Annotated in this window: 20 protein-coding genes and 1 rRNA gene; 13 read left to right on the forward strand and 8 right to left on the reverse strand. The window is 43.8% G+C overall.

Going from position 1 to position 23030, the window contains the following annotated elements; translation table 11 throughout:
• Nucleotides 1–114, reverse strand: a 16S ribosomal RNA gene (locus tag L0659_RS18325); the annotation flags it as partial.
• A gap of 417 nt (nt 115–531) precedes the next feature.
• A complete protein-coding gene (locus L0659_RS18330) occupies nt 532–2976 on the reverse strand; it encodes a ribonucleoside-diphosphate reductase subunit alpha (RefSeq protein ID WP_235128055.1) in 2445 nt (814 codons plus the stop codon).
• Between the two features lie 449 nt (nt 2977–3425).
• On the opposite strand from L0659_RS18330, the gene L0659_RS18335 reads away from it, so the two are divergent.
• From L0659_RS18335 to hemC, 9 genes are all read left to right on the forward strand, one after another.
• Complete coding sequence (locus L0659_RS18335) at nt 3426–4337, forward strand: TIM barrel protein (protein WP_235128056.1); 912 nt, start codon at nt 3426–3428, stop codon at nt 4335–4337.
• 130 nt (nt 4338–4467) lie between these two features.
• Nucleotides 4468–4722, forward strand: coding sequence for a type B 50S ribosomal protein L31 (locus tag L0659_RS18340; protein WP_233854552.1), 255 nt, complete (start codon nt 4468–4470; stop codon nt 4720–4722).
• A 121-nt stretch (nt 4723–4843) separates the two neighbouring features.
• Nucleotides 4844–6040: a putative sugar nucleotidyl transferase gene (locus L0659_RS18345; protein WP_235128057.1), complete on the forward strand. Its 1197-nt coding sequence runs from the start codon at nt 4844–4846 to the stop codon at nt 6038–6040.
• A gap of 28 nt (nt 6041–6068) precedes the next feature.
• Entirely contained in the window at nt 6069–7187 is a 1119-nt protein-coding gene (locus tag L0659_RS18350; protein ID WP_235128058.1) for a DNA polymerase III subunit delta', read from the forward strand.
• Nucleotides 7184–7654 (forward strand): RimK/LysX family protein, encoded by a 471-nt coding sequence (locus tag L0659_RS18355; protein ID WP_235128059.1) that lies wholly within the window; start codon nt 7184–7186, stop codon nt 7652–7654. The genes L0659_RS18350 and L0659_RS18355 overlap by 4 nt, the downstream gene beginning before the upstream one ends.
• 31 nt (nt 7655–7685) lie before the next feature.
• Nucleotides 7686–8588 (forward strand): 30S ribosomal protein S6--L-glutamate ligase, encoded by a 903-nt coding sequence (rimK, locus tag L0659_RS18360; RefSeq protein ID WP_235128060.1) that lies wholly within the window; start codon nt 7686–7688, stop codon nt 8586–8588.
• A gap of 63 nt (nt 8589–8651) precedes the next feature.
• On the forward strand, nt 8652–8969 hold the full coding sequence (locus L0659_RS18365; RefSeq protein WP_235128061.1) for a type II toxin-antitoxin system HigB family toxin: 318 nt from the start codon (nt 8652–8654) through the stop codon (nt 8967–8969).
• The gene (locus L0659_RS18370) at nt 8947–9306 is read left to right on the forward strand and encodes a type II toxin-antitoxin system HigA family antitoxin (RefSeq protein WP_235128062.1); all 360 of its coding nucleotides are present in this window, start codon (nt 8947–8949) and stop codon (nt 9304–9306) included. The genes L0659_RS18365 and L0659_RS18370 overlap by 23 nt, the downstream gene beginning before the upstream one ends.
• Before the next feature lie 47 nt (nt 9307–9353).
• A complete protein-coding gene (gene hemC, locus L0659_RS18375) occupies nt 9354–10298 on the forward strand; it encodes a hydroxymethylbilane synthase (protein WP_235128063.1) in 945 nt (314 codons plus the stop codon).
• Between the two features lie 89 nt (nt 10299–10387).
• Here hemC and L0659_RS18380 read toward each other — a convergent pair whose 3' ends face one another.
• On the reverse strand, nt 10388–13348 hold the full coding sequence (locus L0659_RS18380) for a TonB-dependent receptor domain-containing protein (protein WP_235128064.1): 2961 nt from the start codon (nt 13346–13348) through the stop codon (nt 10388–10390).
• Nucleotides 13349–13654: 306 nt separating this feature from the next.
• On the opposite strand from L0659_RS18380, the gene L0659_RS18385 reads away from it, so the two are divergent.
• Nucleotides 13655–14725, forward strand: coding sequence for a sensor histidine kinase (locus L0659_RS18385; protein WP_235128065.1), 1071 nt, complete (start codon nt 13655–13657; stop codon nt 14723–14725).
• A complete protein-coding gene (locus tag L0659_RS18390; protein WP_235128066.1) occupies nt 14722–15456 on the forward strand; it encodes a LytTR family DNA-binding domain-containing protein in 735 nt (244 codons plus the stop codon). The genes L0659_RS18385 and L0659_RS18390 overlap by 4 nt, the downstream gene beginning before the upstream one ends.
• A 9-nt stretch (nt 15457–15465) precedes the next feature.
• Here the strand turns inward: L0659_RS18390 and uvrA are convergent, their stop codons facing one another.
• Nucleotides 15466–18318, reverse strand: a complete 2853-nt coding sequence (gene uvrA, locus L0659_RS18395) for an excinuclease ABC subunit UvrA (protein WP_235128067.1) — start codon at nt 18316–18318, stop codon at nt 15466–15468.
• 227 nt (nt 18319–18545) lie between these two features.
• Between uvrA and L0659_RS18400 the strand changes: the two genes are divergently transcribed.
• Nucleotides 18546–18710: a hypothetical protein gene (locus L0659_RS18400; protein WP_235128068.1), complete on the forward strand. Its 165-nt coding sequence runs from the start codon at nt 18546–18548 to the stop codon at nt 18708–18710.
• Here L0659_RS18400 and L0659_RS18405 read toward each other — a convergent pair.
• The 3 genes from L0659_RS18405 to L0659_RS18415 form a co-directional block, all read right to left on the reverse strand.
• Nucleotides 18682–19296, reverse strand: coding sequence for a YigZ family protein (locus tag L0659_RS18405; protein WP_235128069.1), 615 nt, complete (start codon nt 19294–19296; stop codon nt 18682–18684). The two genes, L0659_RS18400 and L0659_RS18405, sit on opposite strands and share 29 nt — an antisense overlap.
• Nucleotides 19286–20473 carry an MFS transporter gene (locus tag L0659_RS18410; RefSeq protein WP_235128070.1) on the reverse strand — a complete coding sequence of 396 codons (1188 nt, stop codon included), beginning with the start codon at nt 20471–20473 and terminating at the stop codon, nt 19286–19288. The genes L0659_RS18405 and L0659_RS18410 overlap by 11 nt, the downstream gene beginning before the upstream one ends.
• Nucleotides 20474–20680: 207 nt before the next feature.
• Complete coding sequence (locus tag L0659_RS18415) at nt 20681–21124, reverse strand: DUF6934 family protein (protein WP_235128071.1); 444 nt, start codon at nt 21122–21124, stop codon at nt 20681–20683.
• A gap of 103 nt (nt 21125–21227) precedes the next feature.
• On the opposite strand from L0659_RS18415, the gene corA reads away from it, so the two are divergent.
• Nucleotides 21228–22172: a magnesium/cobalt transporter CorA gene (gene corA / locus L0659_RS18420; RefSeq protein ID WP_235128072.1), complete on the forward strand. Its 945-nt coding sequence runs from the start codon at nt 21228–21230 to the stop codon at nt 22170–22172.
• On the opposite strand, the gene L0659_RS18425 is transcribed toward corA, so the two are convergent.
• Nucleotides 22169–22975 (reverse strand): FkbM family methyltransferase, encoded by an 807-nt coding sequence (locus tag L0659_RS18425; protein ID WP_235128073.1) that lies wholly within the window; start codon nt 22973–22975, stop codon nt 22169–22171. The two genes, corA and L0659_RS18425, sit on opposite strands and share 4 nt — an antisense overlap.
• Nucleotides 22976–23030: the final 55 nt, after the last annotated feature.

Here is a 23030-nt window from a genome sequence, read left to right on the forward strand (position 1 = left end):
AGGTTGCATACGCGTTACGCACCCGTACGACGGTGACATTGCTGCCCCCTCGCCTTGCATGTATTAAGCCTGCCGCTAGCGTTCATCCTGAGCCAGGATCAAACTCTCCATTGTAAATTTTGTTGTGATCTCTCTTATCGCTAAGAGGACCGAATCTTCTTAAACGAACTATCTTTTTGCTCTCTTCATCATGTCAAAGAACGTTGCTCTGAATCTTTCAGAACTCGTTGTCTAGCCGTCTGCTAAACCGTTGTTCCCGATTGGGAGTGCAAAAGTGCAGGCTTTATTTTTTATAAGCAAGCACTAGACAGAAATATTTATCAACTTTTTTGAAAGTTTTTCCTAACCGTCTGATAATCATATTTATTTAGCGGAAAATAATTTTAAACTTTTTTTCATGCCCGATTATATGCCGCCCATCCGGCCAGAACGCCATTTTTACAGTTTATACAAATTCCTTTTTTAGTACCACAAAACAAAACGGGCCCTTGCTAAAAAGCAAGAGCCCGTCCTTCAACACATTTATCCTAATTACGAACCGCAAGCTTCGCAGCTTTCGGGATCGTCTAATGAGCATTGCATATCCGCCTTGTTGTCTCTTGGAACAATAGGCTTCGCGTGATCTTCTGCGTATTGAACGTAATTCAACTCCTTCTCGGCAACCACAACTGTCGCAGGCTCGATTTGCGGCTCTGCTTGCTTGCTTAAGGTGAATTGAACCGGATCGGAAGCTGCGCGGGTGCGGAGATAATACATTCCCGTTTTTAGTCCTTTCTTCCAGGCGTAGAAGTGCATGGAGGTTAGTTTGCCAAAATTCGCTTCTTCCATGAAAATATTCAGAGACTGAGACTGACAAATGAATGCACCACGATCGGCAGACATATCGAGCAAGCTACGCTGCTTAATCTCCCACGCTGTTTTATATAGTTCTTTAATGTTCTGCGGAATGTTTGGAATAGCCTGAACAGATCCGCTTGCACGAACGAGGTTGTTTTTCATTTCCTCATTCCAAAGTCCTAGCCTTACAAGGTCTTTCAACAGATATTTATTCACCACCACAAATTCTCCCGATAAAACCCTTCTTACATATATATTAGAAGTGAATGGTTCGAAACATTCATTATTACCCAAAATCTGGCTTGTAGAAGCAGTCGGCATTGGCGCCAGGAGCAACGAGTTACGAACACCATGTTGAATGACACCCTTTCTCAATTTCTCCCAATCCCAGCGATTGCTATCCGGCGTTACATTCCACATATCGAATTGGAAAATCCCTTGCGAAACCGGACTTCCTGCCCAAGTTTCGTATGGCCCCAGCTTTTCGGCCAGCTCCATGGAAGATTCCATAGCACCATAATAGATGGTTTCGAAAATGTCCTTATTCAACTGACGCGCCTCGTCAGAATCAAACGGCATGCGCATCATGCAGAATGCATCCGCCAATCCTTGTACACCAATCCCGATTGGGCGGTGTCTTTTATTGCTTTTTTCTGCTTCCGGAACGGGATAGTAATTCAGGTCAATGATCTTATTCAGGTTGCGTGTGATCACTTTTGTGATCTCGTACAATTTCTGATGATCAAAACGCATGAAGCCGTCAGGGCCTTGCTCGATGAATTTTGGCAATGCGATTGAAGCGAGGTTACAAACCGCCACTTCGTCCGGCGCTGTGTATTCAATGATTTCGGTGCAAAGGTTTGAAGACTTAATCGTTCCCAGGTTTTTCTGGTTTGATTTGCTGTTCGCGTGGTCCTTATATAACATGTAAGGAGTGCCGGTCTCAATCTGCGATTCCATGATGGCGAACCAAAGATCTTGCGCCTTTATGGTTTTACGCGCTTTGCCTTCCAATTCATATCGCTCATAAAGCTTCACGAATTCCTCGCTATGCGTATCCGAAAGTCCCGGACATTCGTGCGGACAGAATAATGACCACGTATCATTGGCTTCCACGCGTTTCATGAAAAGATCCGGAATCCAAAGTGCATAGAACAAATCTCTCGCACGCTGCTCTTCTTTTCCGTGATTTTTCTTTAAGTCAAGGAAATCAAAAATGTCTGAGTGCCAAGGTTCCATATATATAGCAAAAGAACCTTTGCGCTTTCCACCTCCCTGATCCACATATCTTGCCGTATCATTGAAGACACGAAGCATCGGCACAATCCCGTTAGACTGACCATTTGTTCCTTTAATATAAGTGCCTGTCGCACGCACATCGTGAATGCTCAAACCGATGCCACCGGCAGATTGCGAGATCAATGCGCAATTTTTAAGCGTATCGTAAATCCCGTTAATGCTGTCTTCCTTCATGGTCAACAGGAAGCAAGACGACATTTGTGGTTTCGGCGTTCCGGCATTAAACAATGTTGGCGTTGCGTGTGTAAACCATTTTTCCGAAAGCAAATGATACGTTTCAATCGCAGCCTGAACATCTTCCTGGTGGATCCCGATCGCAACCCGCATCAGCATGTGTTGGGGTCTTTCTACGATTTTACCGTCAACCTTTAATAGGTAAGACTTTTCAAGCGTTTTGTAACCGAAATAATCATAGGCGTAATCGCGGTCATATATAATAGTAGAATCCAGAAGCGAGGCATTTTGGCGGATTACTTCATAAACATCCTTGGCAATCAATGAAGCATTTTCACCTGTTTTGCCATCAACATATGTATAAAGGCGTTTCATGGTTGCTGAAAACGACTTCAATGTATTTTTATGAAGATTTGAGATCGCAACGCGGGCTGCTAAAATCGCATAATCCGGGTGCTTGGTGGTCATGGACGCGGCCGTTTCAGCAGCCAAATTGTCCAATTCCGCAGTTGTTACGCCGTCATAGATGCCGGAGACAACTTTTTTGGCCACCTCTATGGGTTGGATATAATTTGAATCAAGCCCATAGCTCAATTTCTCGATTCGCGCAGTGACCTTATCGAACTTTACCGATTCTCGGCGACCGTCGCGTTTTATTACATACATTGACATGTTAATAGATTGTTTTTAAGGAAGTTAGTGATGTATCTTACAGTCGAAATCGTTCTTTGGAGGAGTTTAACAGTCCTTGAAATAACATTAAATTAATCGCATTCGCAACCAGTATTACCAGACTAGTTTTGGGTTTATAGGGATAATCCAAATCGCATGATTTGTAATATTCTAAATGCTAGCGATTTACGGTTTATCAACATTAAAATGGAACTGAAAAAAAATTTACAAAAATTTAATGTTTAAAATTTGCAAACTTTTATCTGAGAAGAATTAAGAGTATGACGGAGAATTTGGGAACAAAAATTTGAATATCAGCTTGTTATAACGATTATATTATTTAAATAAATTCTAAACAAGCAAACATTTGATAATTTTTAAAATTGCGTATGATATTAAGCACTATATAAACTCATTTACATACTGATCAAAACTAGTACATTATGACTAAGCTAATTGATTCTCCATCACGCCGGAATTTTCTAAAAACCTCAACGGGAATCGTTACGGGGCTTGCGGCCGGACTTGCCGTGCCAGAAATCGTATTTGCTAAAAATACCGGGCCTGGATATGCCTTGCAACTTGGCGTTTTTGCACCTTATAATAAAGCTGAATATCTGCGTGAATCGGGTTGTACATATATAGAGGAGTCGGTTGGGAATTTTTTGATTCCAAAAGACGGCGATGCGCAGTATGCCAAAAATCTGCAACAGCTTCATGAAGAGAAGTTTCCCATTAAGTCCTATGTCATTTTATTGCCCGGAAGCCTGAAAACGCTGGGGCCGGATGCGAACCATGAGGCAATTCTCGAAAGGACAGACCTTGTTTTGAAGCGCGCGAAAGAATGTAAATCGCAATATGTGGTTTTTGGAAGCGGCGGTTCGCGGATCATTCCGGAGGGGTTTGATCGGGAAAAGGCAAAGGCACAACACATTGAGTTGACCAGGAAAATGGCGCCGCTGGCTGAAAAATATGGTGTTACCATTGCTGTGGAGCCATTAAATCGTGGCGAGACGAATTTTATAAACAGCTTAGCCGAAGGCGTTGAAATCATTGATGCCGTAAAAAGCCCCAGAGTGAAGCTGTTATGCGACATTTTTCATATGTTGAAGGAAGACGAGTCACCGGATGAGATTGTGAAATTTGGTAAATACATTGTGCATTGCCACATTGCCGAAAAGGAAAACCGAACGCCTCCCGGGGTGAAAGGAGATGATTTCAGAGCCTATCTAAGTGCCTTGAAAAAGATCGGTTATAAAGGCGGATTGTCCATAGAATGTTTCACTTATACAGATTTTGACAAAGAAGCACGTAAGGGTGTGGAAGTGTTGAAACAGCAATTGAGTGAAGTTTAATCACTTACCGTTGCGTATATCAAAGTTTTATCAAAAAGATAGGCGTTCATTTCTTGGTTTACTAAATTAGAATTTTTACTTTTGCAATCCTTTTTGAGAATTGTATCGAAACACATAATACCATATACCAATGAAAAAAGATATTCATCCCAATTATAGAGACGTAGTTTTCTGGGATCTATCAAGCGATTTTAAATTCATTACGCGCTCTACCATAGAAACTAGCGAAAATATTACTTGGGAAGATGGCAAGTCTTATCCGGTATATAAAGTCGAGGTTTCTTCTCAGTCGCACCCTTTCTACACAGGTAAAAATGTACTTGTAGATACTGCTGGCCGTGTAGACAAGTTCAGAAAACGTTACGGAGCACAGAAAGAAGCTTAATCAGCGCTTTCCATACCGAAATTAAAAGAAGCAGTCTCTTGTAAAATGTACAAGAGACTGCTTCTTTTTTTGCCTAACCAAAAAAATGGGCGAACTTTGGCCCCACATACTAGCATCACTTATGCCTACCATTATCCTGTTTGACGATCCTACGATCCGCGTTCAACTTTTACCATTCACATACACCAGGCCTGTTTCAGGAATTCGCTGCGGCATTCATAAGATTTCTGAAAAATGGGGTTTATGGCTGGATTCGGCTGTTTCTTATCAGACTGCGGATTACTTAGCATCGGCCTTCCCGGCAACAAGTTCCTCTGATAACCTATATATCAATGGCAGCCTTTGCCCGGATGCTGCTCTCGTGGAAGAAATCAAAAAGCTGCCCGAGCAGTCGGCACTGGTTTCTGGTGATGACATCCTCGTCATCAGAACCGGCGAGATGTGGACGCCTGGCATGAACGTTACGCATTTCGAGCCGCAACATTATGCTGGCTCATTTACATTGATCCGACACGTTTGGGACATTTTTGCTTTCAATGGTGAGCAGATTGAAACCGATTTTAGAAAAATAACGGAGAATAGAACCTCAGAGCCATTAACTGATCCCTTTACACATTGCTATAAACCTGAGAATATTTTCATTGAGAAAGGAGCTGTTGTAAAAGCCTCCATTTTGAATGCTGAGAATGGGCCTATTTACATTGGAAAAGATGCTTTGATCCAGGAAGGTTCAATGGTTCAGGGACCGTTTTCGATTGGAGAAGGCAGCGTGCTGGCACAGGGAACGAAGATTCGGCCGAATACAACGGTTGGGCCGTTTAGCAAGCTGGGCGGCGAGGTCAGTAACTGTGTTGTATTTGGTTATAGTAACAAGGGGCATGATGGTTATTTGGGAAATTCTGTGTTGGGTGAATGGTGTAACCTGGGTGCCAACACGAATAATTCGAATTTAAAGAATGACCATAGCAATGTGAAACTGCATAGTTATGTGACCAATGATCTGGCAGATACAGGGTTAAGGTTTTGTGGATTAATGATGGGCGATTATTCAAAGGCCGGGATTTCCACGATGTTCAACACGGGCTCTGTTGTTGGCGTAAGTGTAAATGTGTTCGGGGCGGGTTTTCAAGCGAAGCATACGCCTTCGTTTTCCTGGGGCGGAAATGCAGAAGGATTTGCAGAATATCGTTTTCAAAAAGCGCTTCATGTGGCGCAGGACACGGTCAGTCGGCGCAATGTTACATTTGGGGAAACGGACGAAGAAATTTTGAAATCTGTTTTTGAGCAAACGCGCGTACAACGCAATTTTGAATGTTAATTCACTTTTAGTTTAAAAATCATCCACCGTGCTTTTCAGAGAAATACCGGGACTTGAACATATAAAATCAACGTTAAGGCGCTCGGTTAAGAATAGCCATTTGGCTCACGCACAGCTATTTGATTCTCCAGCCGGCGGTGGGGGCCTTGCGATGGCGCTTGCTTTTGCAACATATATTAATTGTGAAAATAAAGGCGAAGAGGATGCTTGCGGCGTTTGTGCTTCCTGCGCAAAAATGGCCAAACTGATCCATCCCGATTTTCACTTCATATTTCCGATCGCGACTTCAAAAAAGATCGATGGCAAAACGAGCGAGGCTTTTCTAGGCTTATGGCGCTCGTTTTTGCTGGAAAATCCTTATCGCATTTTGCCTGAATGGCTCGATCACATTAGCGCTGAAAACAAGCAGGGCAACATTTCCGTGGAAGAAGCGCGTGGCATTTTGCGAAAATTGTCGGTGAAGGCTTATGAGGGTGAATATAAAATTCTGCTGATCTGGAAACCGGACATTATGAATGCGGCTTCTTCGAATGCGATTTTGAAAATATTGGAAGAACCGCCTGAGAAAACGCTTTTTTTGTTGGTTAGTGACCAGTCAGACAAGTTGCTAACCACCATTATTTCCCGGACGCAACGCATTAACATTCCGGCATTTTCGGATGAAGAGGTTCGCTATTTTTTGAAACTTCAACAAGTTAGCGACACTGCTGCCAAATCGATTGCTTATTTGTGTGACGGAAATTTGTCGGAAGCATTGAAATTGGTCCAAGACGCTGAGGACGATCGTTCTGGGTGGTTTGCGGGCTGGATGCGTTCCTGTTATAAGTATGATATTTCGCATTTGGTAAAGCTCGCCGATAACTTCGATGTCATGAACAAAGAGAAGCAAAAAGGCCTGCTGGAATATGCATTAAGGCTTTTTCGCGACATGCTTATTTGGAGCCATGGCGCTGGTGAGTTGCTGCGCGTTCCGGATGAAGAGCTGACATTTGTACAAAACTTTTCAAAAGCGGTTAACTTTGATTCACTTGAAAAAATGATTGAAGAAGTGAATCTGGCCTATTATCATATGGAACGGAATGTGCGGGCAAAAATGGTTTTTCTTGATTTGTCGTTAACTGTTGCTCATTTTTTTCAAAGGCGATGAAACAGTCATTGGACATTATCGGCGCGACCGACATTGTTGATTTGCCTGATTTGGGCTGGTTCAATGTTCCTGTCCGCATTGATTCCGGTGCAACGACTTCTTCCATACATTGTTCACGTGTCCGGCTGATTACAAATGGTGAGCAGCCGCAATTATGTTTTTATTTAGACGCAAAAAAGGGCGCCCCGGAACAATCTTTCACGGTGACCGAATTTAAGGAAACCATTGTCAGAAACTCTTCGGGAAAAGAAGAAAAACGTTATGTGATCAAAACGAAGATCACCATCTTTGGTAAAAAAATACGAACTGAATTTTCACTCGCCAACCGGCGCAAAATGAGATATCCAATCCTTTTAGGACGCAAACTGCTCAAAAAGCGGTTTTTGGTGGATGTCTCGCAAAAAGATTTATCCGCTGCAAAGCGTTCAAAGGCAACTCATCGTACTCACGCCCGACATCAATCCTGAATTTACCCCATTTTATTTTTTAATTATTTATATGAAAATCGCCGTGTTATCCACCAATCCCGACCTTTATTCAACGAAGCGTCTGGTGGAGGCAATTAAACAAAGGGGTCATCAGGCTGTGGTTATCGACCATGTGAAGTGCTTCGTAATGATTGAAGGAGGCAAACCGACCATTATTTACAAAGGAAAACCGATCACGGAAATTGACGCCGTCATTCCCAGAATCGGCACATCTGTGAATGCATTTGGCTGCGCTGTGGTGCGGCAATTGGAATTAATGAAAGTGTTCACGACAGTGAAATCGCAGGCCATTCTTCGTTCCCGTGATAAATTGCGGAGCATGCAGGTTTTGGCAAAATCGGGGGTGGACATTCCAAAAACTGTTTTTGCCAAAAATCCAAGTCAGGTTAATGAGCTGATCCACATGGTAGGCGGGCCACCGGTGATCATTAAATTGCTCGAAGGAACCCAAGGCGTTGGAGTGGTTTTGGCAGAAAGCACCAAGGCTGCAAAATCCACTATTGAGGCATTTTACGGATTAAAGGCTAATTTTCTGATCCAGGAATACATTGCAGAATCCAAAGGTGCCGATATTCGGGCTTTTGTGATTGGCAACAAGGTCATTGCCGCTATGAAACGCCAGGGACACGAAAGTGATTTCCGATCGAACTTGCACAGAGGCGGCGAAGGACATTTGGTCGAGCTCACCGCAGAAGAGGAACACACAGCCATCGCCGCCGCCAAAGCATTAGGCGTCCGCATCGCAGGTGTAGATTTGCTGCAATCAGAACGCGGCCCGCTGGTCATGGAAGTAAACTCCTCCCCCGGCCTCCGCGGAATTGAAGAAGTAAGTGGAATTGATATCGCGTCTTTGATTGTTGCTTATATAGAAGATAAGATTGTTACGGACGAAGGGGATACGGTTGGGGTTTGATTGACTTTATAAAACGACTCAGCGTAACCAATATGGTAACATTTCTTATCTTTATGTTGTTATATGCGCATTATAGCTGTAAAAACGCTGAAAGAATATTTGGAAACATATCCCAGGGCTGAGCAGGCATTACTTTCCTGGTTTGAAGAAGTTGAAATCAGTGACTGGAATTCACCTAACGCGTTGAAGGAACATTATGGAAACGCGTCGATTTTAAGTAATAAACGCGTTGTCTTTAACATTCATGGCAATTCCTATCGACTCATTGTAGATATAGAATTTCGCCTGAAAATAGTTTTTATTGTTTGGTTCGGAACACATGACGCATACGACAAAATTGACGCAAAGACGATAAGCTATGATCGGTCCAATAAAAAATAACGAACAGTACGAAGAGGCGCTAGCAAATATCTATACATTAATGCAAATGGATATTTCGGCTGACTCGAAAGAATCTGACGAACTGGAAGTGCTTGCAATTTTAGTAAAGGATTATGAGCATGTACATTTTCCGATCCCAAAACCAAATCCACTCGAAGCAATCAAGTTTAGAATGGAGCAAATGAAAATGTCGGAAAAGGATCTTTCCGAAATTTTAGGGTATCGATCTCGTAAGTCAGAAATCTTGTCTGGAAAACGGAAGTTAAGTCTTGCTATGATTCGGAAACTGAACGAGATCTTGCATATTCCAGCAGATATATTAATTCAAGCTTACTAATTAGTGATTATTTGTCTCCAACAAGAGACATCCGAATACGGGAAACCATGCATATAAAAATAGGAACACGCGGCAGCAAACTCGCGCTTTGGCAGGCTCATTATGTGGAGGAGATGCTGAGAGAAGGCGGCGTTGAGACGGAAGTTGTCATTATTGAAACTAAGGGAGATAAAATCCTGAACCGAGCTTTGTCAAAAATTGGCAGCAAGGGTGTTTTTACGCAGGAATTGGAAGATCAGTTGCTGGATGGTAGCATTGACATTGCGGTGCATAGTGCAAAAGACTTGCAATCGCAGCTTGATGATGCTTTTGAGCTGATTGCTTTTACAGAGCGTGAGAAGGCGAATGATGTTTTGGTAAGTCATAATAATGAGCTGTCTTTAAAAAGCGGTGAATCTTTCGTTGTAGGCACGTCATCAACACGCAGAATTGCTGTTTTGCGACATTTTTACCCGCATATTCAAACAGTTGACATGCGAGGAAATTTGCAAACACGCTTGGGAAAACTGAATGAAGGTCATTGCGATGCCTTGCTCCTTGCATACGCAGGTGTGCACCGAATGAAATACGACGATAAAATAGCTGAACATTTATTACTGGATGAATTTACGCCAGCCGTCGGACAAGGAAGCGTTGCGATTGAATGTGCGGTTAATTTGTCTGAGGAAAAGAAAGCAATGATCAAAAGCTTGACAAACCATGCTGAAACAGAAACCTGCTTATTAGCAGAAAGAGCATTCTTAAAACGCCTGCAAGGCGGATGCAGCATTCCGGTTTTCGGGTTAGCAACATTAAAAGACGATCAAATCAACATTACCGGCGGCATCATTAGCCTAGACGGGCAAGAACTTATAAGAAGAACTGAAACGGGGTCGATCACATTTCCAGAGGAATTAGGAACTGCATTGGCTAACGAGTTGCTGGATGCTGGCGCGGATCGGATTTTAGCAGAGATTAAGTCGCAGGTTAATGTGAATTCGATTGAACAGTAAGTGCTATTGAAAGCATTTCACGAACATCTATAACAAACGAAGCCCGAACAAATGTCCGGGCTTCGCCTTTTCAATATCATCCAAAAAACTTATGGCCTCTTAGTTGAGTCTGCTGGCACTGCTGGTTTTGCAGGAATGGCAGTTGAATCGGCTGGGAAAACAGGTTTCACAGTTGAATCAGCTGGTGTTGCTGGGATAGCAGGCTTCGCTGTTGAATCTGCGGGAACAACTGGTCGTGCAGTCGAATCTGCTGGCATAACTGGTCTTGCCATAGAGTCGGCTGGCATTGCTGCTGGTCTTGCAGTTGAGTCTGCCGGAGCAGACATTGGGCGTGCTGTTGAATCCGGTCTTGCGCCTGGCTGAATTGGCATGCCTTGTCTGGCTGGCCTTGCTGTGCTGTCGATGCCTGCTGGGCGGCCCGCGCCTTCTGGGCGTGAGGCGTTTGGAGCAGCTGGGCGCATGGTTGGCACTACAACTGCTGGGGCTCCTTGTACGGCGCCGGCTCCGGCACCTGCATCCATTCCGCCACCTTCGCTTTTCTGATCGTCGTTATTAACTGATTTTCTTCTGCGTGTTTTTTGTTCTGTAAAGGTCATTTTACCTAAACGATAAGAGAAGTTGATCCGGAATCCTCTGTTAAACAGATAGTTCGTATTGTTCTGTGTAAATGATGGCGTTTCAAGCTGCGTTTTCATTTTGAATGATGGGGCCAGGAAGTTCTCCATTCCAAATCCAATGCTTCCGCGCTTGTTGGTAAAATCCTTTTTGATTCCGAGGTCATACATTCTGAATCCGGCTTGTGTTCCTTGAAGCTGAACATCGCGTCCTCTCATGAAACCGCCCGCTTGCAATCCCCATCCATTTTTAATGTTAAGGCTGGTTCTGAAACGGCCGCTTAGTACGAAACCTGTGTTTGAAGCTGCCAATAAAGGATCAGGATTATTATTGGTAAGATCTGCATAGTAAGCGTCAAAACCTCCTCCTACCTGCCATCTTTTGAAGAATGTCATGTTTCCAAACACATTCACACCATAGTTTTTCTTCGAACCAATGTTACCGTAAGTTGTCGTGATAACCCCCGTTTCGCTGGTTGTCCGGATGCTTTCAATGGAGCTGTTTGTAAAACGGGCGAACGTAGACACGTTCACATAAAGCGAATTCTTGAAGAAACTTGTTCCCAATTCAACCTGATCCGTCAATTCAGGACGGAGTTGCGGGTTACCCACAGTGATGTTCTGTGGGTTCGACGCATTTTCATTAGGGTTTAGGAATTGAATGCCTGGACGTTGAAGGCGGCGGTTATAACCCAGCTTAACGGTTTGCCCCTTACCAAATGTTTGGGACAAGTTAAGACTCGGCACCAGGTTGCTGTAAGCCGGAATGCTCAGGTCGCCCTGCTCACCCTGCGTAGCATCAATGCTGGTATACTCGTAACGCGAGCCCGCCTTCACGGTAAATTTGCTTTTTGTTGTATATGTGTAGGACAAATATCCTGCTGCAACATTCTGGTCATAATTCAGACTGCTTGCTGCTTGCGGTGTGTCGACTGTATTATAGTAATCAAAATTACTAACCACCTGACGGAAGATTCCTTTTCCACCAAATTCAATCAGCTGATTGTCTTTAACCGGCGTTTGGTAATCGACCTGGATTGTGCTTTCCTGGTTATGGCTGGCGTTGTTGTTGCCCTGGCTTCCCAGTAATTCACGCAATTGACTGTTATTCAATGAATAAATGTCTGCGTCAAAATCATTCGTCCGGTTGTTTCGGCTAAACTGCGTAGAAATGCTCAATTCCTGCTGTGGCTTAGCTAATGTTTTGATATAATCCACATTCACATCCCAGGTTCCCGACAAGTCTTTTGTATTTACATCCCGGAAGCTATTGCGCGTTGTGCCATCGCTTTGCGTGTTGAATGTGGACAAATCCTGTTGATTACGCATGTTACGCATTCCATAACGCACGCCGGCAGAAAGTGAAGTTTTGGAATCAATCTCATAATCCCACCCAAAGTTATAAGAACCGAACGCCATCTTATTATCCGACTCGCTCATCTGGCGGATCGAGAATTTATCAATTTTACCAACTTGCAGGTTTTCAGACTTGCCCGGCATGTTGTAGTTGAAACGGCCAAAACCACCTAAACTGAAACCCATTTTACCAACTCTGTAATTTCCTCTCAATCCCAGGTTTGAACCCCGGTTACCAATGCCCGTATCCAGATTCAATGTTCCGCCCTGGATCGTGCTCTTTTTGGTAACAATGTTGATAATCCCCGCAGAACCTTCCGCATCGTATTTAGCTGATGGCGACGTGATTACTTCAACAGATTTGATCATATCCGCAGGAATCTGCTTCAATGCATCCGCAACGCTGGTTGCGATGATGGTCGAAGGTTTGTTATTAATCAAAACCCGAACATTGGAACTTCCTCTCAATGAGACATTTCCATCCAGATCGACCGTCAACATCGGCACTTTCTTCATTACGTCCGAAGCGTCACCGCCCTTGCTTGTAATGTCTTTTTCATTGTTGTAAACAAGCCTGTCCACTTTCTCCTCTATCAATTGCGCCATGCCCACAACTTCAACCTCATTCAACTGAACCACATCCGGTCCAAGGCTTACATTGCCCAGGTTAAGTTCTGTTTTGCGGTCAATCTTAATGTCATTGATGGTTTTGGTTTTATAACCAATAAAAGAAATCAAAATCTTGAAGGTTCCTGATGCCACTTTTGTAAGTTCAAAAGCACCTTTTTCGTCAGTTGTCGTTCCGTCGATCGGGTTGTTGGTTTTGATGTCAACCAAAGATAGCGCTGCAAATTCGACCGGCTTTTTGCTTACCGAGTCAATCAGGATTCCTTTAATTTTACCATTTCCTTTGGGCGTGTCCTCGGCCGTTCCCGGGATAACTGTCTGCCGCTGTGGTCTGTCATTTCCACCTCCCCGGTTTCCGCCAAATCCGCCGCCGCCTCCGGGGAATTGCGCTGAGGCTGCGAAGCTCAGCAACATCATAAGTATAATAGGAGTAACTTTTCTTGTCATGTTCATGGTTGTATTGCAATAATTGTTCGATTCAATTTCAAAGTAAATACCTTAACCTGACAATAAATCGGGCAATAGATGGAGAGGACGCTTCCACCGATCAAACCCTGCTTTTAGCCGATAAGTCGTCCGATCTCATTCTTAGAATAGTGCAGAAATCAGTATTTGTGCCGCAAAGTTGCTTTATAGAGTGATGGCGCTGATCAGTCGGTATTTGCCGGGTGTTAATCGATTGGGCTAGGCACTTTGATATATTACGCGTAAGATTGTAATTGCAAGCAACGTTTGCTATACTCATCTAATGAACTGACAATGGACGCTAATACCGCACGAAAATATCCTCCATTTTTTCTGCATCTTTTGGGATGGACCTTTCTGGCCCTGTTTCTCATGTGGCAACCGCTGAGCTGGCAGATTCAGTTTCCCGTAACTTTCTGGGTTAAGCAAGCCGTTTTGTTCACGTTACTCATCGGGATTTTTTATCTGAACTATTATTTCTGGTTTCCCAAATTTCTCGCCCGAAACAGTTATAGTCGCTTTATATTGCTGAATCTGGTGTCTGTGATCGCGTTGGCTGTCATTATTGAGCAGGTAAAAATTGCTATTAATCACGGCGAACAAATGGACAGGGCATTCAAAACAGCCCGCGAAGCAAACGGCGACAAGAAACCTCAGGACAGACTGGATTATTTCTCGCTCATGACGGCGTTGCTTATTATAGGCATTAGCACGAGCGTAGCGGCGGTGAAGGACGTGCAGCGTGATAAACAATACAGGGAAAATCTGGAAAAGGAAAAAATCAATTCGGAGCTTTCGTTTTTGAAAGCGCAGATCAATCCGCATTTCTTTTTCAATACATTAAATAACATATATGCACTTACGGTCATTGATGTAGAAGCAGCAAGAGAAGCTTTGCACAAACTTTCCCGCATGATGCGCTACGTTCTTTACGAAACGCAGCACGGAACCGTGTTACTAAGCCAGGAAATCGCTTTTGCACAGGATTACATCCAATTAATGCAGCTGCGATTGACCGATAAAGTGACCGTTCATTTAGATCCGCCGAGCCCGATGCATGATGTTTCTATTGCTCCGATGCTTTTTTTACCGTTTATTGAAAATGCATTTAAACACGGCGTAAGCGCGGTGCAGCCGAGCCGGATCGACATTCAGATCCGCCAGGACAAGCATAAGATATTTGTTGAGGTTAAAAACACTTTATTTACCGACAAAAGGGCCATTTTGGATGAAAGTAACGGCATAGGGCTTGTCAACACGCAACGCCGGCTTGACCTTTTATATCCCGGAAAATATCAGTTGGAAGTGACTGAGAATAAGGAAGAAAAAGAATTTGAAGTTCATTTGGAATTAGAAACTGCATGAGTGTACTCCAATGCATAGCAGTCGATGACGAGCCATTAGCGCTTGGACTTGTTTGTTCATTTATAGAAAAAACCCCTTTCCTGGCACTTGCCGGTCGATTTTCCAGCGCTGTGGAAGCGCTTCAAGCCATTCATTCCAAGCACATTGATGTCATTTTCCTGGACATTCAAATGCCTGATCTGACAGGCATTGAACTGGCCCGCGTTATCGACAAAGCCGACAGCCGTGCGCCAAGGATCATTTTTACGACTGCATTCAATCAATATGCGCTGGATGGCTTTCGCGTAGACGCACTTGACTATCTCCTAAAACCCTTTAATTACGAAGAATTCCTGCGAGCCGCTTCCAAAGCGCAGGCTTACAGCGAATTGCTAAACAAGGCTTCCTCTGCAAGCGCGCCCGATCCGAAAGATGGATATTTGTTCCTTAAAGTTGAATATCAGCTGGTTAGGATTGCTTATGAGGACATTCTTTATATGGAAGGGTTGAAGGATTACGTGAAGGTTCATTTAAAATCCGATCCAAAACCAATCCTGTCGTTAACCAGCCTGAAAGCATTGGAGGAAAAACTTCCGGTTTCGAAATTCATGCGTGTCCACCGCTCATTCATTGTTAACTTAGATAAAATCAGCGCTGTAACAAAAAATACCATCCAAATCGGCAGCATGACGATTCCCGTCAGCGACCAGCATAAGGATGGTTTTAATCAGTTTTTGAGCAAATGGATGTAGGAGGAAGGCTTATTTCAGCTCTTCCTTCAAGAAATGTCCGGTGTAACTTCCCTTCACCTTCGACACTTTTTCGGGCGTTCCTTCTGCAATAATGCGTCCGCCTTTCGCGCCACCTTCGGGGCCAACGTCAATGACGTGATCCGCTACTTTGATAACGTCGAGGTTATGCTCGATGATGAGCACTGTATTTCCTTTTTCAACCAGTTTGTTCAACACATTCAGCAAATGCCTGATATCCTGGAAATGTAAACCGGTTGTAGGTTCATCAAGAATGTAAAGCGTTTTTCCGGTGTCGCGTTTGGAAAGCTCTTCTGAAAGTTTCACCCGCTGCGCTTCTCCGCCGGACAATGTTGTTGCGTGCTGACCTAATGTAATATAACCCAAGCCAACATCATTTAATGTCTGCACTTTACGTAAAATCCGTGGCTGATTTTCAAAGAATTCCAATGCAGATTCTACGGTCATATCCAGAATGTCTGCGACCGATTTTCCTTTGAAACGCACTTCCAATGTTTCCCGATTGAAGCGCTTTCCTTTACAAGTTTCACAATTGATATGCACATCTGGAAGAAAATCCATCTCAATCTTCTTCATTCCCGCACCTTCGCAATCCTCACAACGTCCTCCTTTGACATTAAAAGAGAAACGCCCAGGCTTATAACCACGGATTTTCGCTTCCGGCAATTCAGCAAAAAGTGTCCGAATGTCTGTGAATAAATTCGTGTAAGTCGCTGGATTCGAGCGTGGCGTACGCCCAATTGGCGATTGATCCACTTCAATAACTTTATCAATATTTTCCAGCCCTTCCACCGATTTGTACGGCAGCGGCTCTCTTCTTGATTTATAAAAGAATTGATTTAGCAACGGAAACAGCGTTTCGTGGATCAGCGACGACTTTCCACTCCCACTCACACCTGTCACACACACCATCGTTCCCAACGGAAACGACATGTTTACATTTTTTAAATTATGTCCAGTGCAGCCTTTGATAGAGATCGTTTTGCCACTTCCTTTCCGGCGTTTCTTGGGAACCTCAATCGCAGTTCTGCCGCTCAGATATTCTGCGGTTAACGAGCCATTTTGAAGAAAAACTTCCGGCGTTCCGGCTCCCACAACATTGCCGCCATGACGTCCAGCGCCAGGTCCAATGTCCAGAATGTAGTCAGAAGCCAGCATCATATCCTTATCGTGCTCCACAACCAAAACCGTGTTTCCAAGATCGCGCAAACTCTTCAAAGAATTGATAAGCCGCACATTATCACGTTGATGCAAACCAATACTAGGCTCATCCATAATGTAAAGCACACCCGTCAGCTGCGTTCCGATCTGCGTTGCAAGCCTGATCCGCTGCGCTTCTCCACCTGAAAGTGTCCTTAATGCGCGGTTCAATGTCAGATAGTCAAGTCCCACATCAAGCAGGAAACCGACTCTTTTCCTGATTTCCTTTAAAACTTCGTGACCAATAACGCGTTGCTTTTCCTCTAATCTATCTTCCAAACCTACCAGCCATTCTGCCAACACCCGAATGTCGCTATCCGCAAGTTCTGCAATGTCTTTACCATCCACCCGGAAATGCAAAGATTCCTTTCTCAAACGTTTGCCATTACATTCAGGGCAAGTCTGGACAGTCATAAAATCCTTTAACCAATCCTGGATTTTATCATTTCCGCTTTCCTGCTGGCGTTTCAGGAAGTTTATAATGCCGTCAAACTTGGTTTCCCACTCTGTTCCGGGGTATTTTTTGGAGGGAACAGGCACCGCGTCCTCACTTCCGTAAAGCACGAGTTTCATTGCCTCCTCAGGAAATTTGTCCAAAGGCGTTGCCAATGTCACTTTAAACGGTTTTAGCAAAACCTCCAACTGCTTGAAAATCCAGGCTTCCCGATATTCGCCCATCGGCGCAATGCCGCCTTTGGTAATACTCAAAGATTTATCCGGCATTATGGACTCTTCCGTGATTTCCTCGATCATTCCCAAACCCTGACAAGTCGGGCACCAGCCATAAGGCGAGTTGAAAGAGAATGCATTAGGCGCAGGATCGTCATAGCTTATGCCCGATTCCGGGTCCATCAGGTTTTGAGAAAAATAGTAAGTTTCTCCTTTTTCGTCCAAAACCATCAATGCTCCTTTTCCCTGCTTAATCGCCGTTGCCACAGACTGGCTCAACCGATAGCGCGACTGCGGATCTTCGGATTCTTTTTTTGGAACAACTCGGTCAATAACAATCTCAATATCATGGACTTTATAGCGGTCCAGCTGCATTTTCGGCGCAATTTCCTGCACTTCGCCATCCACTCGAACCTTATTATAACCAAGCCTCGCGATTTGAACAAAAAGCTCTCTATAATGCCCTTTACGGCCCTTCACCGCAGGCGCAAGCAGGCTGATTTTTTTGCCTAAAAACTGTGTAAATAACTGATTAATGATCTGATCCTGCGATTGCTTGACCATCTTCCGGCCTGTAACATAAGAAAACGCCTCGCCCGCACGCGCGTAAAGCAACCTCAGGAAGTCATAAATTTCGGTAACCGTCCCAACCGTTGATCGCGGGTTACGGGAAGTGGTCTTCTGCTCAATGCTGATTACGGGCGACAACCCGCTGATCTTGTCCACATCCGGCCGCTCCATTTCGCCGATAAATCCGCGCGCATACGAAGAAAAACTCTCCATATATCGGCGCTGTCCCTCCGCATAAATCGTGTCAAAAGCCAATGAAGATTTCCCACTTCCGCTGATGCCTGTGACCACCACAAGCTTGTTTCGCGGGATATTGACGTCAATATTCTTTAAATTATGCTCGCGTGCACCTTCTACTTCAATTAAATCCTGGCCTTCGAGCTCAGTTGCATTCAAATGTTCCAAAATGATATTTCCGTTTGCGATAAAGTTCAGTAAAACTGGTTATTGGATAACCCAAAAAATCGGCTCAGAGTTGCAAAGTTTGCTTACAACATTGTGCTTCGGCGGATCATTGCAAATCCCTGGTATCTAAAATATGTAATAAGCAATGTCACCTGCGTGTTCTTTATTATTTTAGCAAAAATTTGACGCATCTTGACGCGTCCGATCTTGATTCAAAAAGCAATATTATGAAAATCAACAACGAAAGCGAATACGAAAAGGCCTCGGAACGGGCAGATGAAATCTTTGGCGCAAAAAAAGGCTCGCCGGAAGAACAGGAGTTAAAGGAATTGCTAAAAGCGATTAAAGATTACGAAGACGATTTCATTCGGATGTTAAAAGAGAGTGAGTAAGTCCCTCAACCTGGTCACAGCGAGCAATAAACCTTTCCGTGCTTGCTACACGAACTTCCGCGACTAAGCGACATTCCATCTCAAAAACCTGCTCTCTGATAGGCAGTTCCATTTCCTTCACAATCCGCATGACACCATTCATTTGCGGATAGGAAAAATTGAGCTGATATAAATTGTAGAAATGCCGAGTAACAATCTCCAACTGGCTTAAAGCATCCTCGGTCGCCAGTTTATAAGCATTAATCAATCCCGGAACACCCAGTAATGTGCCCCCAAAATAACGTACCACAACCACCAGCACATTGGTAACATTCCTGGAATACAATGTATTAAGGATCGGTCGGCCCGCAGTTCCCGATGGTTCGCCATCATCGCTCATTCTGTAACTCATGCGGTCCGCGCCCAACCGGTAGGCGTAGCAATGATGCACGGCTTTGGGATGCAGCTCCCGCAATGTCGCCAGATGTGCTTTTGCATCCGTTTCGCCTTCTATTGGAAAACTGTAAGCCAGAAATTTGCTGCCTTTATCTTTGAAAAAACCTTCCGCTGGCCCGGTGACGGTTTGGTAACTATCGTCAAATAACACGGGCGCGGCGTTTTTTGAATTGATAAATCAAGACCGTGTAAATTAATGCGGCCATGGCAAAGCCGGCCATGACAAAGAAAACCAGCGGCAGATTCCCGCGTCGGTTTGCAAAGAGTTCAGCCGATAAAAATGCGCCTAAGCCAATTCCCGCTTCCAAAGAAATGAACATTGTAGCAATGGATCGTCCGCGATTATCATCCTGGCTCAAATCGACCGTCCAGGCCGAAAGCACAGGCGACAAAATGCCCATCGACATGCCAAAAAATGCAGCCCCGGCAAAAAACATCGGGACGGAATCAGCATAACCTGTTATGATCATCGCGATAATAAGCACAACGCAACCAGCAATGGTCACGGGAATCCGACCATGCCTATCCGAAATCTTTCCGGCAAAAAGTCTGATCAGAATAGAGAAAATGGTGAAAAACATGAAATAAAAACCACGGTTCTGCAATCCTAAATAGCCACTGAAATCCGGTGTAACCGTCGCCACAGCGCCATAACCAAAGTAGCAAAGGAATGTGACCAGTGCAGGGCTAAAAACAGCAGGCTCAAAAATATCCCTACCCGTGATTTTAAAAGCATTTAAAGAAAGCCGCTCTTTTTTAACCAGCGTCTCTTTCATATTCAGCAAGATCGCAATGGATAAAAACGCAAATAGCGAAGAAGTATAAAACAATGCATTCAAGGAAAACGCCTCGCTAATCATACTCCCAACCGCCGGCCCGAAGGCAGAACCAACGCCCATACACATCCCGTGCACGCCCATCGCCTCCCCGCGCCTGCTCGCAGGAACAATGTCCGCGACATAGGCTGATGTTCCGGTTGGCTTAAAGCCTGTTGAAAAACCATGAACTAGCCTTAGTAGCAGAAAAGGCATTACTGTTGTGAAAATTGGATACAAAAATCCGCAAACGAAGCATACAATCGAGCCGAACGCCATGACAGGAACGCGGCCAATGCGGTCGGTTAAGCGACCACTGAATGGACGAGAAAGTCCGGCTGTTAATGTGAATAATCCAATGATCGCGCCTTTATATTCGGCACCGCCCATCTCGGTAAGATATCCCGGAAGCTCGGGAATGAGCATGTTGAAGCTGGAAGAAAAAAGAAACGAACTAAGGCCAAGTAACCAGAATTGAGTTGTGAAGATACTTGGGGAACTTGTACTTTGCATGATGCAAAAGTACGATGATCCTATAAAATATAGATCGCAAATTTCAAAAGTTCGTGAATGTCTGAGTTTAAAATTTCTTTTTGAGCTTACTTAAAGTCTCCCTAGCCATCTCCATTTTTTTGATGACAAATGGGTCATTAGCATGGCTTTTAATGTTATCGTTAATCGTTATTTTTGAAATGTCTACCGAGTATTTTGTGGTTGTCTTCATATCCTATGTTTTAGATTGATAAGGAAGGCTTCATAGTTCTTCCCGGGTTGAAATGCTTCACTAATTTCATTAATAATTCCCTCAACAACATATTGATCATCCCAATGTTGCTTTTCCCTAGTGATGACGATTTGGTAGAGTCGAGTTCTTGAAGGAGTGCTCCCCTGAAAGAACACTTTTTTGTCAGGATTTAATTCAAGAAATGAGAAAACGGTCTGGATTACTGTGGCTAAAACTAGCTCCATATCCTGATTGTCACTCACGGATAAATCATCAAGCTCTCCATACTTGTCAATATCACCAAAGGCAAGATTGTAAACATTTTCATCAATCAAAAGAAATTGAACGTGTATACGGATTCGCTTACTTGCTGACCTGCTTTCAAAGGTAAAGCGTAAATAATCTGTCGATGCTTCGATCGGGTAAAAGTTGTGTTTCAAAATAGTGTGTGATTGAGTACTGAGATCTGTATGCAAGTTAACTTAAATCCGCATTTTTGGAAATCGGTTTTTGTGGTTGCTTCTTTTTTCCCAACTTTAAAAAATGGTACGCATATTTTATAAGGAAGGCCGGCTGATCAAGCGCGAGAATGATATTCGTGAGCTTGGAAAAGTTAAAAATTTGGTTTGGGTTGATTTGCAGTCGCCGAGTGCTGAGGAAGAGGAATGGGTGGAGAATAAATGTAATATCAGCTTCCAGACGCCTCAGGAAATCGTCGAAATTGAGAGCAGTTCGCGGTTTTTTGAACAAAATGACACCATTAACGCCAACTCAAACTTCCTGAAAATTGATCGGGATAGTTATGAAACATATCCGGTTTCCTTCATATTATACCAAAATGTGCTCTTCACATACCGGCGAGGCGACTCCAAAACATTTGCTGATACGGTTAAGAAAATGAAAGTCAGCCCGGAAGGAATTCAGAGTGGCGTGGACTTCATGCTATTGTTGCTGGAAACGCGTATTGAAGCCGATGCAGATTCCCTGGAAGGCATCTCGCGGGATATTTCTGCCATTAGTAAAGACCTGACACGCGAACAAAAAGCCCGTCAGGAAGTCCTGATCCGCATCAGTGGTTTACAGGAAATTACAATGATGCTCCGGGAAACGAGCATTGACAAGCAACGCGTTTTGTCAGGAATTTTAAGAAGTCAGTATTTTCCGGAGGACAGGAAGGAACATTTGCGCATTATCCTGAAAGACATCAGCTCACTATTGGAATACACCACTTTTAATTTCGAACGCCTTGAATATCTGCAAAATACATTCATGGGTTTGATCAACATTGAGCAAAGCCAGGTGATCAAAATTTTCACGGTGGTGACGATCATATTCATGCCGCCGACGCTCATTGCAGGGATTTTTGGTATGAATTACAATCATATTCCCTCAACAGCAGAACCGTGGGGATTCTGGGTCTCGCTGCTGTTAATGCTGCTTTCTTCGCTGATTGTACTTTGGTTTTTCCGCCGAAAACGCTGGATTTAGGCTTCGTTTGGAACAGCGTAAAAATTGAAGGTCTTCCACTTATTCATATCGCGCGGACCTTCGATTTTGATAATCTTCGCGTGCTCGTTGAAGTCTGAAAAGTAATGTAATGTGTAGCCAAATTCGGAAACGATGTGATACAATTCAGCGCGTTCTTCTGTTGTTGCTTTTGGAAAACATTCAGCCACAAGCACGGGTTTGAATTGTCTGATGAGATTACTAATTGACCTAATCACTTCCATATCAGCGCCTTCCACATCCACTTTGATGAATGATAATTTTGATAACAGAGAAGCGTAATTCGATTTCAAGAAATTTTCAAGGTTAATGCCCTTGATTTTCTCGGGAAGCTGAAAGGAACCCTGATCTTCAACGATTTCATTTGAAATTCCACCGTTACCAAACGAAGCCTCAGAAGAACTGTAATAGAATTCGCCTTCTTCTTTCGTGATCGCGTAGGGCAGTGGGATTATATTGGTTTTATCAACATTAAGTGAAACGTTCTTTTCTAAAATCTTGAAAACGTGCGGATTAGGGTCAAAACCGATGGTCGTACCGGTTTTTCCGGTGGCTAGTGCCATCGGCACAGTAGTGTCACCGATATTTGTCCCGATGTCAATGCAAAGGCTTCCCTTTGGAATAAATTTCTTGAAAAAATTAACTTCTTCCTGTGTAATGACCTTTGGATTTACCAATGGGTTTTTCCAGTTTGCGAATGATATTTCTCCTTCTTCCGCCAGCAAAAATGTATCCGTTTTATGAGGATATTCCTGAAACTGGCGACGGGCTTTTTTACGAGCCATTGAATTTTTAAAATACTCAAACATGCAATAGAAAGAATTTTGTGAGTAACTGAAA

The sequence above is a fragment of the Dyadobacter sp. CY347 genome (assembly GCF_021502655.1).
In the GTDB taxonomy this organism is placed as follows: domain Bacteria; phylum Bacteroidota; class Bacteroidia; order Cytophagales; family Spirosomataceae; genus Dyadobacter.

Bases quoted from the DNA above. Each gene is read 5' to 3' on its own strand.
- L0659_RS18345 (WP_235128057.1), top strand. From the start codon at position 4,844: ATGCCTACCATTATCCTGTTTGACGATCCTACGATCCGCGTTCAACTT.
- L0659_RS18340 (WP_233854552.1), top strand. From the start codon at position 4,468: ATGAAAAAAGATATTCATCCCAATTATAGAGACGTAGTTTTCTGGGAT.
- rimK (WP_235128060.1), top strand. From the start codon at position 7,686: ATGAAAATCGCCGTGTTATCCACCAATCCCGACCTTTATTCAACGAAG.
- L0659_RS18335 (WP_235128056.1), top strand. From the start codon at position 3,426: ATGACTAAGCTAATTGATTCTCCATCACGCCGGAATTTTCTAAAAACC.
- hemC (WP_235128063.1), top strand. From the start codon at position 9,354: ATGCATATAAAAATAGGAACACGCGGCAGCAAACTCGCGCTTTGGCAG.
- corA (WP_235128072.1), top strand. From the start codon at position 21,228: ATGGTACGCATATTTTATAAGGAAGGCCGGCTGATCAAGCGCGAGAAT.
- L0659_RS18365 (WP_235128061.1), top strand. From the start codon at position 8,652: ATGCGCATTATAGCTGTAAAAACGCTGAAAGAATATTTGGAAACATAT.
- L0659_RS18355 (WP_235128059.1), top strand. From the start codon at position 7,184: ATGAAACAGTCATTGGACATTATCGGCGCGACCGACATTGTTGATTTG.
- L0659_RS18400 (WP_235128068.1), top strand. From the start codon at position 18,546: ATGAAAATCAACAACGAAAGCGAATACGAAAAGGCCTCGGAACGGGCA.
- L0659_RS18385 (WP_235128065.1), top strand. From the start codon at position 13,655: ATGGACGCTAATACCGCACGAAAATATCCTCCATTTTTTCTGCATCTT.
- L0659_RS18380 (WP_235128064.1), bottom strand. From the start codon at position 13,348: ATGAACATGACAAGAAAAGTTACTCCTATTATACTTATGATGTTGCTG.
- L0659_RS18330 (WP_235128055.1), bottom strand. From the start codon at position 2,976: ATGTATGTAATAAAACGCGACGGTCGCCGAGAATCGGTAAAGTTCGAT.
- L0659_RS18390 (WP_235128066.1), top strand. From the start codon at position 14,722: ATGAGTGTACTCCAATGCATAGCAGTCGATGACGAGCCATTAGCGCTT.
- L0659_RS18410 (WP_235128070.1), bottom strand. From the start codon at position 20,473: ATGCAAAGTACAAGTTCCCCAAGTATCTTCACAACTCAATTCTGGTTA.
- L0659_RS18425 (WP_235128073.1), bottom strand. From the start codon at position 22,975: ATGGCTCGTAAAAAAGCCCGTCGCCAGTTTCAGGAATATCCTCATAAA.
- L0659_RS18370 (WP_235128062.1), top strand. From the start codon at position 8,947: ATGATCGGTCCAATAAAAAATAACGAACAGTACGAAGAGGCGCTAGCA.